The sequence below is a fragment of the Sporosarcina aquimarina genome (assembly GCF_023715615.1).
GTDB lineage: Bacteria > Bacillota > Bacilli > Bacillales_A > Planococcaceae > Sporosarcina > Sporosarcina aquimarina_A.
In genome coordinates this window covers 87,288-102,436 of the sequence record NZ_JAMBOM010000006.1, presented here as the reverse complement: position 1 = coordinate 102,436, position 15,149 = coordinate 87,288, and the positions used below count along the sequence as shown (strand labels likewise).

The window sequence follows — 15,149 nt, the reverse complement described above, 5'->3', positions numbered from 1 at the left end:
TGGCTAAACAGACTTTTGATGGCAGAACTAGCTTGTAGTAAAAATAGAAATTATTTCAGGCATCATTCTACGCCAACTCCCCTATTTCCATTGGTCATGAATCCACCCCGCATTATATCTATAAAGCTTCGAAGGTCGGTAAGCACCTGTTTTGATTTCTTTTCCTGTATCTAACACCATATCTTCCACATGGCGGCGGAACTGCACTTTGTTTAAAGGTCTTCCCAAAATCACTTCATAAACCTGCTGTAAGTCGGGCAAAGTAAACTCTTCGCTCACTAGATTGAATGCGATATTGGTGTAATTTACTTTCCCCCGTAAACGATCGAGCGAATATAAAATAATTTCCGCATGGTCAAAAGCAATTCCATCCTGCTTCTTAATTTTCACTGTCGTTTTAGTATTTGTCCCTTCTGTCACTGTAATTTTTTCAATCGTTGCCGAAACGGAAATTTCTCCAGATGTTAGCTCTAGCTCAATTTCTTCGGTCCGCTGGATTGTACTACCAATCTCTTCATCACGTGATTCTACTACGTTATCTTTTACGGTGAACCATCTTACATCGTCCGCATCGTCCCCTGCCCGTAGCGCCGGTAGCTTTCCTTGGTCGACCAATGCCAAGTAACTGACACTCACAATCCTCATTCGAGGATCCCGGTCCACTGCACTCCACGTATACAATTGTTCCGCGTAAATTCCATTGACTCCAGTTTCTTCTTTCAATTCTCTCTGGACAGCGGTATCGACGTCTTCGTCAATCCCCATGAAACCACCCGCTAACGCCCAGTCTCCTTTATACGGATGTCCTCCACGCTGGATCAGTAATAACTGAAGTTCTTTCCCTGCTTTTTTTCTCTTGTCCAAAACCTGTTCTGTATCTACTGTAAAAATAACCATATCTGTCGTGATGGATGGTTTTTCATATTTATCCTTTTCCGTCTTTTGATACTGCTCGATAAATTCCTTTTCACTGAGGTTCTGCAAGTACTGCTCTTCCATTGCCTTCTTCCCCTTTCAAATACATGACTTAGTCGCATTTTAATACTATCCGTTTCATATGACAAGTCCAGGCGCTCAGTATTCGAGTCTTCTTCATACACACAAAAAAGAAGGGTCACACAGCACCCTTCTTTTGTTAGTTCGTCATGAGTTTGGTGATCTGTTCGATGGATTTGTCAAGCCGCTCCTCATAGTTACCGCTAATCGATGCGTATTGGATTTCCCGCTCATCAAACATTTCCTTCAAAACTCTATTTGTCTTTTCCCGTACTTCGGGATCATTGAACGTTCGGAATCCGTCAGCCACCCACTTTACATCGGGTTCAAGGAATAGGTACAAATCATAATCCTGAGACTGGATGACCCCTTCTATAAAGTCCAGCTCCTGACCAAGATACATTTTAGCGTAATACTGGGACACTACCGCCTCGCTATCTATGAACAATAACTTGTTTGCTTTCTTGATCTTTTGAAACTCCATATGCTTATGACCAAACACGATTTCCTTGTAGTGCTCTTCAGTCAGCAACGAACTTCCGTCCCCGATTTCCTCGCTGACCGTACGCCCGTATTCTTCTACATATTCAGTGCCAAATAGTTGAGCTAAGTTACGTGTTAATGTGGATTTTCCGCATGATTCAACTCCGACTATCGCAATTTTTTTAGTGTAGTATGGCTTCGCTACATCGGGAATCATATCCCAATTTGCAAATACTCCTTCGTTTCGTATTTTCGTTGCACTGATTGGGAATATTCTGCGTGCTTCATCAATGACGACATGTTGAATATCTTCTCCATAGATAAGTCTAAACCAATGATCGTATGCGCTTTCTGAACTGAAGATATGAGTGATTTGCTCCGGGATTGCTTCAATCATTCTCCGTCCACCTTCCAGCCACATATGCTCTTCGCTCTCCCATGGTGGGTCTTCCACCGCCAATACTTTCACGTTCGGCATTCCTTTAGTTGAAGTCATAATCCACTGTTGCCGCTGTTTGAAGTCAATGTAATCCAATCTCGCATCCTTACACAATTTCCTGTCCCGATCCTCGTCATAACTAACCACTACAAACAGCTGATCCACTTGAGCCGCCGCTTTCGTAATCGCATACAAATGACCTTTATGAAAAGGAATGAATTTCCCACCGTAGTGTCCAACTGTCAACTCTTCCATTCTAGGTTCTCCCATTTTAATCTGCTCCCTTCATAAACAAAACGCTCAGTCTTCTGCTTTTTGTACCTTCGATAATTTGACCCAGTTCACATAACCGTATATAGAATTCACTAGGAACGCCGTCCACATGATGACCATGTTCCAATCGTTCCCTCCTGTCTGTACTAACGTGATAACCCATAGCGTGATGGTCAAGATATTCACTAAAATCCAGATCACCCATTGTTCTGCATATCTCTGCACCATTAAAATTTGTGCGATTACTGAAAGAACGACCGCCATACTATCGATTCGAACTTGCTGTGCAGATAACACCGTCAATAGTTCTGCATATACCAATGCCCCTACCACGAAGGACCCGGCAACGAGTATCCAACCTTTTCGTGTCAGTCGCTTCACATATACGTTTTCCCCTTGCTCAGAATCTTCTTTTTTCTTGAAGTGATTCATCCACATCCAAATCCCGATAAATTGCGTTGGGAGGTAAAATAACCAGTTCAACATGGCTTCACCATATAAGCCATATCCGAAAGCGATATAACCATAAGTGACTGTCTGCACGATACCGAATAGATAATTTGAAACCTTTCCTTTCGCAACCAATACTACGCACAACATACCAGCTATCGAACTGATCAACCCTAGAAGCGTGTCTTGAAATGCAAAATAGAGGTACACCGTAATTGCTGTGAATAACGAAATCCACACCTTTTCAAAAACCGACCACTCTGCCAAATATCCTTTTAACTTTTCAATCATCTTCTTCACTCCTCTTCACTTAGTTTGTTTTTGTTACTAACTATTACACTTAGTATAACTATGTATCTATGTGTTGTCAACAACTCTTTTCCACACAAAAATGCCCCCACCGTTACGGTTTATCACCGCACTGTGAGGGCAACAGTAGATAAGGTTTCATTCTACTCAAGTAACTTTGAATAAATTACAAATATTTTTGCTGTTTGAACACAAGTTGTTCCATCTTAAGGACAGCTTAGACCATTTAGTACATCAAATACTTCTTCCGTACTTTCTCGAATTCTTTCAAATCTTTTTTCCAACGCGATTCCATTTCTTTTACCGTCATTCCATCTTCAATGGCCGGTCGTATCCATCCGTTTCCGATTAGATTGTCAAAGAAAGGCGTGAGTTGAACTTGTTCAGGATAAAGATCTTTTAACGTTTTCACAATATGAAGACCCGTTTCAACCGGCTCATACTCATTTCGATCTGTAATATGAATTTGAACCCCATGAGAAAGCTTACCGCTATGCTTTGAAAACGTAGGGGTAAACGAAGCAGCTCGGAATGTCACTCCTGGAAGATCCAGTTGGTTTAACCGAGTGACCAGTTCTGGACTGCTGATGAACGGAGCACCAATTAGCTCAAATGGCTTTGTCGTTCCGCGTCCTTCTGAAACATTCGTCCCTTCGATAAGCGCTGCACCTGGATAAGCGAGTGCAGTTTCCAGTGTTGGCATGTTAGGAGAAGGCATGACAAACTGAAGTCCTGTTTCATCGAAATAATCGTTTCGCTTCCAGCCTTTCATTTTCACTACTGTTAAATCGGCTCCTATGTCAAACTCCTTGTTAAACAGCCTCGCTAGTTCTCCTACGGTCATTCCGTGGCGTAGTGGAATCGCATACTGTCCAACAAATGACGCAAACTTTGGATCTAGGACTGGTCCTTCCACTTTTTTACCGCCTAAAGGATTCGGACGATCCAATACAATGAACGGAATTCCTTTTTCTTGCGCTGCTTCCATTGCTAGAGCCATCGTGTAGATATACGTATAGAAGCGAGTTCCGACATCTTGAATATCAAACACGAGAACATCGATATTTTCAAGCATTTCAGGAGTCGGTTTTCTAGTTTTTCCATACAAACTATAAACCGGCAAACCAGTGACTTCATCGATATAATAATCCACATATTGCCCAGCTTGTGCATCCCCGCGTACACCATGCTCTGGACCGTAGAGTGCTTCTAACTGAATATCCGGATCATTGTTCAAGAGATCGACCACACTGTTCAGATTTTGATCAACCCCCGTTGGATTGGTGATCAACCCAACCCGCTTACCTTTCAGCAATTTCTTCTCATCTTTCATAAGCATCTCTGCACCTAGTGCAAATTTTTGGTTTCCTTTATCATATCCCTTGGATTTCTTATTTCCGTTGGTATAGGTGTTATCGGCAAATGCCGCAGTAAATGTCGTCATGACTAGCAAAGCTGTGACTACTACCATTAACCACTTTTTCATCATCTACCCGCTCCCTTATTTGTTGTAAGTTAAACCGTGTCCAAATGGATACAACGTTCCTCCCGTAGGATTTGGAATTGTCACAGGAAGTTTACCTGTAGGTTGGATGTCTCCAAACAGTAAGGAAGCAGTTGCTTTAAAGCTTGCTGTTCTAAATCCATACTGCGCCAAATAACCATCCACATTCGGATAGGCCATGATGTCATATGGATTTCTGACTCCTACTGCGATAACAGGGACATCAGTTTGATCCATTAAATCATTTACCATCGCCATTTGAGGATTAGACGGAGATCTACCAGCCACAGTGGAGGTAGTCGTACCGACAATGATGGCTGATACATCAGACACTTGAGATAGCTGATCAGTAGTGAGTGGCTCTCCTGTTTTGACCAAGACTGTGTTTTCGTGTTTACTTTTCACAGCTTGGTACAGTTCATCGATATATGAACTCCCAATGACTGCGATTTTCTCTGTAGTATTTACCTTCAACGGTAATACATCATTGTTTTTCACTACAGTCACCGACTTCTCGGCAACCTCACGCTCAATTTGTTTATGTGTCTCAGAGCCTACAGTTTCCTTTGCAGTTGCAATCACTTCATCGATTGACTTTGGATTCTCTTCTTTCAAAACACCTCTTTTAAGCTTTAAGGACAATATTCTTTCAACTGAACTTTCGATACGTGATTCCGAAATTTCTCCAGTACGTACCGCATCCACAAGACCCGTAGCGACACTTTCCAATCCAACTGGCATGAGGACAAGATCAGTCCCTGCCTGCACAGCTCGGATTACAGAATCTACTGGTCCGAAATGATCCGCAATGGCTTTCATGTTCAATGCATCTGTTGTGATTAATCCGTCGTATCCCATTTCTTCACGCATTAGCTCTGTAAGCACTTTATAGGACAACGTAGCAGGTACATTGATTTCAGTGCCATCTTTTTTAGAAATCACAGTTGTTCCATCGATTTTCGGGAATGTAACGTGGGCTGTCATGACCGCATCTACTCCCGCTTCCATCGCTTTCTGGAACGGATACAACTCCACTTGCTTTAACCGTTCCTTATCATAAGGAACTTCTGGGAGACCCAAATGCGAATCCACTGCTGTGTCGCCGTGACCAGGGAAGTGTTTTGCTGCTCCTGACGTTCCTGTTCCTTGAAGACCATTCATATAAGCGACACCTAATTGAGCTGTTAGTTCCGGATCTTCACTAAATGACCGCACACCGATTACAGGATTATCCGGATTATTGTTAATGTCAAAGGAAGGTGCGAAGTTCATATTGATTCCCAAAGAATGCAGTTCCTCGCCAATCGCTTTCCCAACTTTGCCCGCAAGTTCTTCTGATCGTGTAGCACCTAATGCCATATTTCCTGGCATATCTGTTCCAGATTGAAGTCTTGTTACGATTCCACCCTCTTGGTCAATTGACATGAGAAGACCATATTTTTCAGACGCTTTTTGATAATCTGATACTAAACGTGCCGTTTGTTCTGTAGTGACTACGTTTTCTCTAAACAGAATCACTCCACCTAAATGATACTTTTGTACAAGTTGCTCAATTTCAGGAGTTAGTTCCGTGACATTTTTGCCATTCATATTCCTGAAATCCGGCATGAGCATTTGTCCCACTTTTTCTTCCAGCGTCATGTGACTGATTGCGTTCTCAATGAGGTTGTATCGTTTCCCTTTCATCTTCTTCACCTCATAAGTAACTGGAGGTTTCCCATGCCATTTCCCTGATGATCGATTGGGTTTGCCTAATAGTGCAACACGGTCGACTAGTTTCCCTTCGCTCACTTGAATGATTGCCATTCCGGGTTTACCAGTTGTAGTAACCAAACCGTTATTATCGACCGTAGCCACTCTTTTATTGGTCGATTTCCATTTCAAATTATTAGATGTCTTCATAAAATGTCCCTCTTTAAATACGTGAAGGGGGGTAAGTTTGATAGTTCCATTTTCAAATTGACTATCCGATTCAGGTACATTTTGTAATAGGATTAAATCTTGAATCGGTGATTTGTGTGATGTAGCCATGGCTGTCTGACTAGACATTCCAGTTGTTAGCACTAACAAGCTAATCAGTAGTGGGACAAGAAAATAGGTACGAAGTTTCTTCATCGACAGATCTCTCCTTTAATAATTTCGATTTTCCCAATCCGTTGAATCTGAAATCGGATTGACAAGTTTCCCGTTCAGTTTAATATCTCCTACGTACCATCCCCGTCCGTTGACAGACGTATCAGTCTCATAACGGAAACGGATATGCTTTGTTCCATCTGGTAGGGCTACCGTTAAATTACTCCATTTGCCGTTCGTTCCTGTTAGTCGAACTCCTACTTCATTCCATTCAATCCCATCATGAGATACTTCAATCACTCCAAAGTCAGAGTCCTTTTCTAGTTCATACCAAGTGTTAAATGATAATTCGTTGACTTCTTTTTTGGCATCCACAAGTAAGTTCCGATTCAGCTTGTCCCCGTATCCAGAAAACCAAGCGTCTGTTCGATTAGGAATAGGTGCTGGGATTGCATCTGCCACACGTCGAACGAAATCTCTTCGAACAGAGTTTAACGAGATAGTATTTCTTGTAGGATGTACGCGGTTGGTTAGTAGAATTGCAATTGTTTTATTTTTTGGATTGATAACAATACTGGTTCCTGTAAACCCGGTATGCCCTGATGATGAAGGATCCGAGAGAGCATCCATATACCACCCTTGGTTCAATTCCCAGCCAAGCCCGTGATCATTACCGGCAAACTCCGGTATCTGATTTTCACTTAACAGTTGCACCGTTTTAGGCTTAAGAATTCGTTTCCCTCCATATCGTCCTTCATTTAAAATCATATGTGCAAAAATCCCCAAGTCGTTGGCTGTGGAAAATACACCAGCGTGACCTGCAATACCGTCAAGTGACCAGGCGTTTTCGTCATGAACTTCTCCCCAAACAAGTCCTCTGCCTATTTCAGGTTGGAATTCTGTCGCAGCAATTCGTTTCTTAAGCGAAGCAGGTGGATTATACATCGTATCTTTCATACCAAGTGGTCCTGTAATTTCATCTTTTACAAACTGATCCAATCGTTTCCCGGACAGCTTTTCAACGACCGCTCCTAACGTGATCATATTCAAGTCGCTATAGGTATAGCTGCTTCCTGGTTGAGCTTTCAATGGTTGGGCATATACAAGCTGTAACCGGTCTTCCCGAGTTTCCCCCTGGGAATGGAGTGGAATCCATGCGGTAAATCCTGATGTATGTGTCATTAACTGGCGTATCGTTACACTTTCTTTTCCGTTTGCAGCGAATTCAGGAATGTATGTTGCTACAGGAGCATCCAATTGAATGGCTCCTTTTTCATACAATTTCATAGCGGCTACTGTCGTAAAGATTTTACTAATTGAAGCGACGTCAAAAATTGTATTCTTTTGCATAGCAACAGGATTTTCCATTTCAGTATAAGAGTCGTCCACATAGCGAGCAGCATCACCGTAAGCTTGCTGTTTCACAATATGTCCACTACGAGCGACAAAAACAACAGCACCTGGAGTCGTGTTCTCTTCAATCGCATCGTTAAGGACTTTGTCGATTTCCTGTAAAGGCTCCTGTCTCATTCCCGCTCCTCTCACTGAACCTGGATGTAGAATTGGCGATCCATGACCTGGATGATTCCATGACTTATTAGGAATCGAATGTGCTTGAGCCCCAGCTGTTTCAGCAAAAACTAGTCCACTTGCTAACGTACAAACGAGAAACGCAGTTAAGAACTTCTTTTTCGTTTTCACCATCTACTTCATCCTCTCCTTATTCTTGTAAGCCCTTTCACTTTATCGAAATTATTAATAAATTGCTATACTTCCTAAGGGCTTTCCTTTATAGCAAAACTGGTAATATAGTGCATAAATGAGCTGGTATTATTGACTGACTAATAAGAAATGTTGGACGTGTTTATTTGCTATATGTTGCTATAAAACGACAAAAACACACTTTCCTTAAAGTTAGAAAGTGCGTTTCTGATGCTTGTGTACTATAAATAATCTTCTTACAGATGGCCTAGCCCATTCCTGCTATACAGGAATATAAAGGAAGGGTTTTACGAGCCTATTGTTACTGTCAGTAGGTGTCTTTTAAAAAGACTTCCTGAATCCATAGAACGAGCGATATCCTTCTTTTTCGTAAAATGAACTAGATGCTTCAGTTGCTAACATTTCAATCCGTGTACTTGGATACAGAGCGTGTACATAATTCAGTAATCCTTTACCTATTCCGTGTCCTCGAAATTTCTTCTCAACTAGCATTTCACAAATAAAAGTGGTCACAAGAGTATCCGTAAAACCTCTCATACACGCAACCACTTCCTCATCATTCGTAATTGCTAGGAATGCAATGGATGAATTTTTCCACGCTACCTGAGTTTGCGTATAATTTTCAGCAAGATTCATCCAGCCTTCTTCAAGGTACATCTCATGGATCGCGGTGTAATAAGTATCGTTATAGGGGATTATTCTGATTTCACTAGTTGCTTCGTTCCTAATTGCCATGCAGCACACCGCCATTCGCTTCTATTTTTAGTGCCTCTGCGAGTTATAACATAATTCTATACGATTAAAATTGACCCACCATCATCTATCTTGTAAACAGACCTTCAAAAAAGCAATTTCATTCCTTCATGACTTGCGGTAAATCCAAGCCTTTCATAAAAACGATGAGCATCTGCGCGCTGCTTGTCTGTCGTTAATTGGACAAGGCCAGCCCCCTCATCCTTTGCAATGGAAATCGCGTGTTCAAATAAGGCTTGACCGACTCCTTGACTGCGATAACGGCGATCGACTCGCACCCCTTCGATTTGTGCACGTTTCATCCCTCTTCTAGCTAGACCGGGAATGAGCGTTAACTGGAGACAGCCAACCACTGATTGATCGTCAATCGCTAATATGAGCTGGTTTCCAGATTGCGCTTCCATTTCTGCGAATGCTTCAACATAATCGTTCACCACGCAATCTTCTATACTTTCACGTGTAGATCCTAATTCATCATCCGCTAGCAAGGTGACAATACTTGGAATATCATTTTCTGTCGCTTTTCTGAAATGCATTTACCTCAACTCCTATTATTAAAACATATAGCTAAGATGCTTCATGCAACACAATTAATCATAAAATCTATTGTCATGACTTCATCCCCTCTGCTAAGTAGTATACGTGGCGATTCTCAGGAAGTATAATCTGAAATGTCTATCATTTAAGATAAGTAAATGATATATGGAGTTTGTTGCTGCAGGAAGTGGATGATGGTGAGTAAGACCATTCAGAAACAAATTTGAACGATTCGGTTTTCCAAATCTTATGCGGAAAACAAAAAAGTCCCTTTGGGTTTGCAAATAATACACTCCCAAGGGACATTTATGCTCTTATGCTCTTTTCGTATATCTTAAAATTGGCAAGCCTTCATTAACGGAGTATTCCTCTAGTTGTAATGGAATCATACGGTCATTTTCTTCAAACAGACGAATCCCGGTTCCAAGGATCATGGGAACGATTCCGATGATGAATTCATCTACAATTCCGGCTTTCAAAAAGGCGTTTGTCAACTGGCTTCCACCGAAGAGCCATATGTCTTTTCCTTCTTCCTGCTGAAGAGCTTGAACATGTGATACAATGTCTCCTTGGACAAATTGCACATTTCCTTCGTCTTCTTTATCTAAAGAAGTCACCACGAGAATCTTGTGCTGTGCCACCATATCAAGCGTAGAATCCTCGAACGATTTCCGTCCCATGACAACCGTATCGACCTGTTCTAAAAAATCTGAGAAACTGAACTGATCCGATGTATCCAGCTCACTATGGCCGTCCCCACCAATCCAGTCGAATCCCCCGTTATCATCCGCAATATATCCATCTAGGCTCATCGCCAAATTCATAATAATTTTTCTCGTCATCCTTGCCCACTCCGTTCCGAAGACATATTTAACGTTCAGCAGTATACCACGAAATCGGTCTTATACTACTGATTGTAGACTTCAAAAAAGAAGGAAAGTAGTTCAAGAGTATTCACCGATAAAACAGCCATTACCTTGAATATATAACATTCAGAAGTTCTACCTGTAATCGCTTCATACGAAAACTCTAGTTTCAAATAAGTTTTCATTGCGTATTTTAATATTTCGATGAAAAAACCAATTACTATAAAGTAATTGGCCAGAATGTAGACAAAAGGGATAGAAATGAAAGATAACAGGCCGTTGATCTCCGTTCCGGACGGGCGCTTTCCGGGGGCTTGCCCTCAGCCTCCTCGTCGCTTCGCTCCTGTGGGGTCTTCGTGCTGCGCTGATCCCCAGGAGTCGCCGTCCTGCACTTCAATCAACTGAATTTCTCATGAATCATTCACATCATTCAAGCAAAGAATGCAATCGGGGTGCTCCATGTTCAGCTAGCAAGAATAACTAGATGTAATGGTATGCAGTGGACAACCTTATGAGGGCTTGGTGTATTGAATGAATGACATTTTATTGAGTACAACTGGATCTATGCAAGGTCTCCAAATTGGGATTATAAATTTCCAACCTCTGGAGAAATGCAGGGGAAATAAATTGCTGCCTCTGATTTACGGACCAGATGGTCTTGTGGAACTAACAAGTAGATTGTAAGCAGCTCCATCTGTTTCCGTTCTTTGATTTGATTCTTCATCATCATTTCCTTTATCTCATTTGATAGTTGGTAGATCCTGTTGATTGTAGCGGAGAGCGGCGACTCCTGAGGGATCAGCGAAAGCTGTGACGAAGAACAGCTTTTGCGAGTAAAAGCGAAGCGTTAGGAGCACGTTTTTTCGAAGACCCTGGACTGAGCAAAGCGAAGGAGATGAGTGCTGCCTTAATTTCAGCCAAGTTCGCTAAAATACTGCAAATCGAACTCTCCGTCGTTCGATTCGCTGAGAGCAAGCCCCTCGGAAAGCGTCCGCTCACAGCGAAAATCAACTTTTCATAGATAATCCTATTGTAAAAGAATAAAGACTGTAGGCACCCCCCATGATTTCTGGAGTTTATCTACAGTCTGAACCAATTACTATAAAGTAATTGGCTAAATGTTCATTTTCACTTTTAACGTTAACTTTCCGGATCTGAAAACACAGCGTCTATCTGATCACGATCCTCTTCTCTAATCCAATCATTGTAACTCTCATACAAAAATTGAATCTCTTCTTTCTTTAACGCTAAAACGTCACAGCCTGGACCATCATATAAATGATAAATAATCCCGCGCGTTAAATTTATAAAATAAAACTCTATACCACTTTGAGGCTTCTGATCTAACTGTCTCATGACTTCCCCAAAGTCTTTATAACAGATCTCGCGCAAAATGAGTTCATATCGAATATCCATTTTTCTGCAACCTAGTGTAAAGCGATGGACCACCATCTGTTCGCCTTCTTCATTGCAACCGTCCGGAATCAGTTCATGCCTCAATTTGGTTAAAACATCCTCTTGTTTAATATAACTTCGGTATACTCTTAGCGGTTCTTCAAGAAACAAATGATCCTCAGTTGTACGAACATCCGCTATAACCAATAGTTCATCCTCATCCCGAAATACCTCATCATACAATGTAATCGAACGTTGAAAAGCATGTTCCAGAGCATCGTTATGATTGATAGGAGATGAAGGAGTTAAGAGGTCGAATCGAATGGCACTATCCCATGAATTGAATAACGGGGGTTGCAACGTTACCCCGTTAAACTTCTGGTCAAAAAAAGATTCTAGATTTTGCATTGTCCTTTCCTCCCTAGACAATTAGCAACTGATTTTTTCATTTTGTCTGTACAACAAACTATACCGATTGGTTCAGCTAAAAAGAGAGTTTCCCAAACAGGCACAATTCAGAGGCTATATTTCGATTTAATTACCCGGTAGTATTCCAGGAGCAAGGACCTTACAATTTGGATCTGCACGAAGAACCATTTCGGGACCATGCGGGCTATATATCGCCATTAGTTTTAGGGGTTCCCAACCTGTATTAATTGTCGAATGGAACGCTCCCGTTGGAATGTGTACGCACATTCCTGCAGTTATTTTTGTCGGCGCACCGTCGTTTACAGTTTGCTCACCTTCACCAGAGATTACATAAAGAACTTCTTCCTCATCTGGGTGATTATGACGATCATGCCCTTTCCCCGGATGCAAAATAACAATCCCCATACTAAATTTCTCTGCATTCGTCACACGCGGTTCACTCATCCATTTAAGTGTTCCCCACTCAAATTCTTGAGTTTCCACATCCTCTGGATTTATGTACCTTAGTCCTGCATGTTCTTTTACTTCAGTCATTTTTATTCCCCCATATATTTATTTTAAAGTTATAAAACAAATTGAAATAACTTGCTGAAGGAGCACACTCAAAAACCAATTAAATTCTTTTAAATCGATAAATCCTTAAACTTACGGGCTTGTTTTTCAATGGCAACTTCAGTTGGCAGTCTCTCAATACTACTTGCTCCGAAGAACCCTGCAATGCCTTCTGTATGCTCAAAAATGTACTGTGCGTCTTCTGGTTCTGCAATTGGTCCGCCATGACACAACACGATAATATCCGGGTTAATGGCAACAGCAGCATCGCGCATTTCTTGAACTTTTTTCGCTGACTCCTCAAGAGTCAGATTACTTTGCGCACCGATACTTCCCTTAGTTGTAAGACCCATGTGCGGAACTAGAACATCTGCACCAGCTTTCGTCATCGCAACAGCTTGTTCAGGTGTAAATACATAAGGGCACGTTAGCATTCCTAATTCATGAGCTTCACGAATCATTTCAACTTCTAAATCATAGCCCATTCCAGTTTCTTCGAGATTCGTCCGGAACGTCCCATCTATCAAACCAACAGTTGGGAAGTTTTGGACTCCATGGAATCCCATATCTTTTAACTGGCGGAGGAAATTAGGCATAATTCTAAATGGATCTGTTCCACAAACACCCGCAAGTACTGGCGTATCTTTTACGATTGGAAGTACTTCAGAGCCCATGTCCATCACAATCGCATTGGCATCTCCATAAGGCATTAGACCCGCTAAACTACCACGGCCAGCCATACGGTATCTACCTGAGTTGTAGATGATGATTAAATCCGTACCACCTTTTTCTGCGAACTTTGCAGTGATTCCTGTACCCGCTCCTGAACCGATAATTGGATTCCCTTGTGCAATTTGTTTGTGAAGTTTTTCTAATGCTATTTCCCGTATTGTTTGTGTCATTTGCAAGCCCTCATTTCTCAATGTTATTTATTCAATTTGCTTAATAAATGTGAAGCCATAGCTGCTGCAAATTCTGGATCATTAATGTGTCGATCCAGCTCAATGAGTTCTACAACATTTTGATTTAGATGTTTTCTAATCGATGCGAACAAGGCCTCCGTGGCTTCAGGAGAATCGAATAATTGACCTTCTCCATCTATCGCACTGACACCTTTTAATGGTAAGAACAATGTAGTCGGTCCAGTCGTTTCGTTTAACTTTTCACTTAGAATTCTTCCTAGTTCAGCACACTCTTCAGGGGTGGTTCTCATAAGTGTAACGTTCGCGTTATGCTCATATAAAGTACGGTCAGCAAATTGGGAAGGTACGGTATTCATTGCTCCAAAGTTCACCATATCTAGCGCGCCACAAGAAACCACTTGAGGAATTCCTTCACGAGCAGCTGCTTCAAGCCGATGAGGACCTGCCGATAGTACACCACCTACTAACTCATCACATAGTTCAGTGGTTGTCACATCCGCTACAGCTTTAATGAACCCATCACTAATCAGAGACTCCATTGCTTGTCCACCACTACCAGTAGCGTGGAATACCAATAGCTCATATCCGTTTTCTTCAATATGTTTCTTGAGATGTTCTACACATGTTGTCGTAACTCCAAACATACTCGCAGCAATGATTGGCTTGTCTTCAACCTCTGGAATCTCTTGTTCAATCATACCAATGAGTGCTCCAGCAGCATTTCCTAAAATTCGTCGCGAAATTTTGTTCAAGCCAGCAACGTCTACAACGGAATACATCATTGTAATGTCTTTCGTTCCAACGTAAGGATGAACGTCACCTGAAGCAACTGTTGAAACCACTAATTTCGGCATCCCAATCGGTAGTTCTCTCATAGTATGTGTTATCAAGGCTGTACCACCAGAACCACCCATTCCCATGACACCAACCACATCACGCTCCATACATAACCGATCCACTAATATGGAAATGCCTTTTGACATTACTTTCATAGCCAAACCACGATCATGTTGATCCCGTAAAGCCGTTAAACTACTCCCACCTAACTCTGCAATCTCTTCTGCACTAAATGTAGGCGTAACCGTAGGTGAACCTACTACACCTCCATCAATTAACACTACTTCAAATCCTTTTAAAGCTATCAAATCGCGTACATACTCATATTCATCCCCTTTAGTGTCAAGGGTTCCTATCAACAAAACAGTTTTCTTCAAAACAATCTCCCCCGTAAAAAAAGTAATTGTTCAATCTGAAAAACCAAATACGAGTCGCAGTGAAAAATCCATTATTCAGAATTCAAAGAGTACACGCTCTCCAATATGCTTAAAAAACAACTTGTAATCAGCACATATACTTATGAATAAGGGTTTGAAGGACAAATTTGTCCTCGACAATAAAATAATCTGAATATTATACATCCTACTGTTAGAATACACCCGATTTTA

13 protein-coding genes and 1 pseudogene are annotated in these 15,149 nt (G+C 41.6%); all 14 read right to left on the bottom strand.

All coding sequences use genetic code 11. The features are described from left to right. Positions 1–81 precede the first annotated feature (81 nt). A complete protein-coding gene (locus tag M3197_RS13880; protein ID WP_251662181.1) occupies positions 82–999 on the bottom strand; it encodes an NUDIX hydrolase in 918 nt (305 codons plus the stop codon). A gap of 136 nt (positions 1,000–1,135) precedes the next feature. Continuing rightward, the gene (gene nadR, locus M3197_RS13875; protein ID WP_251662180.1) at positions 1,136–2,188 is read right to left on the bottom strand and encodes a multifunctional transcriptional regulator/nicotinamide-nucleotide adenylyltransferase/ribosylnicotinamide kinase NadR; all 1,053 of its coding nucleotides are present in this window, start codon (positions 2,186–2,188) and stop codon (positions 1,136–1,138) included. Positions 2,189–2,218: 30 nt separating this feature from the next. Beyond that, the gene (pnuC, locus tag M3197_RS13870) at positions 2,219–2,932 is read right to left on the bottom strand and encodes a nicotinamide riboside transporter PnuC (RefSeq protein WP_251662179.1); all 714 of its coding nucleotides are present in this window, start codon (positions 2,930–2,932) and stop codon (positions 2,219–2,221) included. A gap of 244 nt (positions 2,933–3,176) precedes the next feature. Then, complete coding sequence (locus M3197_RS13865) at positions 3,177–4,436, bottom strand: exo-beta-N-acetylmuramidase NamZ family protein (RefSeq protein ID WP_251662178.1); 1,260 nt, start codon at positions 4,434–4,436, stop codon at positions 3,177–3,179. Positions 4,437–4,451: 15 nt separating this feature from the next. Next, complete coding sequence (locus M3197_RS13860) at positions 4,452–6,569, bottom strand: glycoside hydrolase family 3 protein (protein WP_251662177.1); 2,118 nt, start codon at positions 6,567–6,569, stop codon at positions 4,452–4,454. A gap of 15 nt (positions 6,570–6,584) precedes the next feature. After that, the gene (locus M3197_RS13855) at positions 6,585–8,231 is read right to left on the bottom strand and encodes a serine hydrolase domain-containing protein (RefSeq protein WP_251662176.1); all 1,647 of its coding nucleotides are present in this window, start codon (positions 8,229–8,231) and stop codon (positions 6,585–6,587) included. A 339-nt stretch (positions 8,232–8,570) separates the two neighbouring features. Further along, positions 8,571–8,984 (bottom strand): GNAT family N-acetyltransferase, encoded by a 414-nt coding sequence (locus M3197_RS13850; protein ID WP_251662175.1) that lies wholly within the window; start codon positions 8,982–8,984, stop codon positions 8,571–8,573. 104 nt (positions 8,985–9,088) lie between these two features. Then, positions 9,089–9,538 (bottom strand): GNAT family N-acetyltransferase, encoded by a 450-nt coding sequence (locus M3197_RS13845; protein WP_251662174.1) that lies wholly within the window; start codon positions 9,536–9,538, stop codon positions 9,089–9,091. A 315-nt stretch (positions 9,539–9,853) separates the two neighbouring features. Then, positions 9,854–10,381, bottom strand: a complete 528-nt coding sequence (locus M3197_RS13840) for a dihydrofolate reductase family protein (RefSeq protein WP_251662173.1) — start codon at positions 10,379–10,381, stop codon at positions 9,854–9,856. A gap of 548 nt (positions 10,382–10,929) precedes the next feature. Then, positions 10,930–11,135, bottom strand: a pseudogene (locus M3197_RS13835) (IS5/IS1182 family transposase); the annotation flags it as partial. A 410-nt stretch (positions 11,136–11,545) separates the two neighbouring features. Continuing rightward, positions 11,546–12,208: a DUF3885 domain-containing protein gene (locus M3197_RS13830; RefSeq protein WP_251662172.1), complete on the bottom strand. Its 663-nt coding sequence runs from the start codon at positions 12,206–12,208 to the stop codon at positions 11,546–11,548. A 126-nt stretch (positions 12,209–12,334) separates the two neighbouring features. Then, complete coding sequence (locus M3197_RS13825) at positions 12,335–12,763, bottom strand: cupin domain-containing protein (protein ID WP_251662171.1); 429 nt, start codon at positions 12,761–12,763, stop codon at positions 12,335–12,337. A gap of 89 nt (positions 12,764–12,852) precedes the next feature. Beyond that, the gene (locus M3197_RS13820) at positions 12,853–13,683 is read right to left on the bottom strand and encodes a phosphoenolpyruvate hydrolase family protein (RefSeq protein WP_251662170.1); all 831 of its coding nucleotides are present in this window, start codon (positions 13,681–13,683) and stop codon (positions 12,853–12,855) included. Between the two features lie 23 nt (positions 13,684–13,706). Further along, positions 13,707–14,918, bottom strand: a complete 1,212-nt coding sequence (locus M3197_RS13815) for a Tm-1-like ATP-binding domain-containing protein (RefSeq protein ID WP_251662169.1) — start codon at positions 14,916–14,918, stop codon at positions 13,707–13,709. Positions 14,919–15,149 lie beyond the last annotated feature (231 nt).

Bases quoted from the DNA above. Each gene is read 5' to 3' on its own strand.
- M3197_RS13880 (WP_251662181.1), bottom strand. From the start codon at position 999: ATGGAAGAGCAGTACTTGCAGAACCTCAGTGAAAAGGAATTTATCGAG.
- nadR (WP_251662180.1), bottom strand. From the start codon at position 2,188: ATGGGAGAACCTAGAATGGAAGAGTTGACAGTTGGACACTACGGTGGG.
- pnuC (WP_251662179.1), bottom strand. From the start codon at position 2,932: ATGATTGAAAAGTTAAAAGGATATTTGGCAGAGTGGTCGGTTTTTGAA.
- M3197_RS13865 (WP_251662178.1), bottom strand. From the start codon at position 4,436: ATGAAAAAGTGGTTAATGGTAGTAGTCACAGCTTTGCTAGTCATGACG.
- M3197_RS13860 (WP_251662177.1), bottom strand. From the start codon at position 6,569: ATGAAGAAACTTCGTACCTATTTTCTTGTCCCACTACTGATTAGCTTG.
- M3197_RS13855 (WP_251662176.1), bottom strand. From the start codon at position 8,231: ATGGTGAAAACGAAAAAGAAGTTCTTAACTGCGTTTCTCGTTTGTACG.
- M3197_RS13850 (WP_251662175.1), bottom strand. From the start codon at position 8,984: ATGGCAATTAGGAACGAAGCAACTAGTGAAATCAGAATAATCCCCTAT.
- M3197_RS13845 (WP_251662174.1), bottom strand. From the start codon at position 9,538: ATGCATTTCAGAAAAGCGACAGAAAATGATATTCCAAGTATTGTCACC.
- M3197_RS13840 (WP_251662173.1), bottom strand. From the start codon at position 10,381: ATGACGAGAAAAATTATTATGAATTTGGCGATGAGCCTAGATGGATAT.
- M3197_RS13830 (WP_251662172.1), bottom strand. From the start codon at position 12,208: ATGCAAAATCTAGAATCTTTTTTTGACCAGAAGTTTAACGGGGTAACG.
- M3197_RS13825 (WP_251662171.1), bottom strand. From the start codon at position 12,763: ATGACTGAAGTAAAAGAACATGCAGGACTAAGGTACATAAATCCAGAG.
- M3197_RS13820 (WP_251662170.1), bottom strand. From the start codon at position 13,683: ATGACACAAACAATACGGGAAATAGCATTAGAAAAACTTCACAAACAA.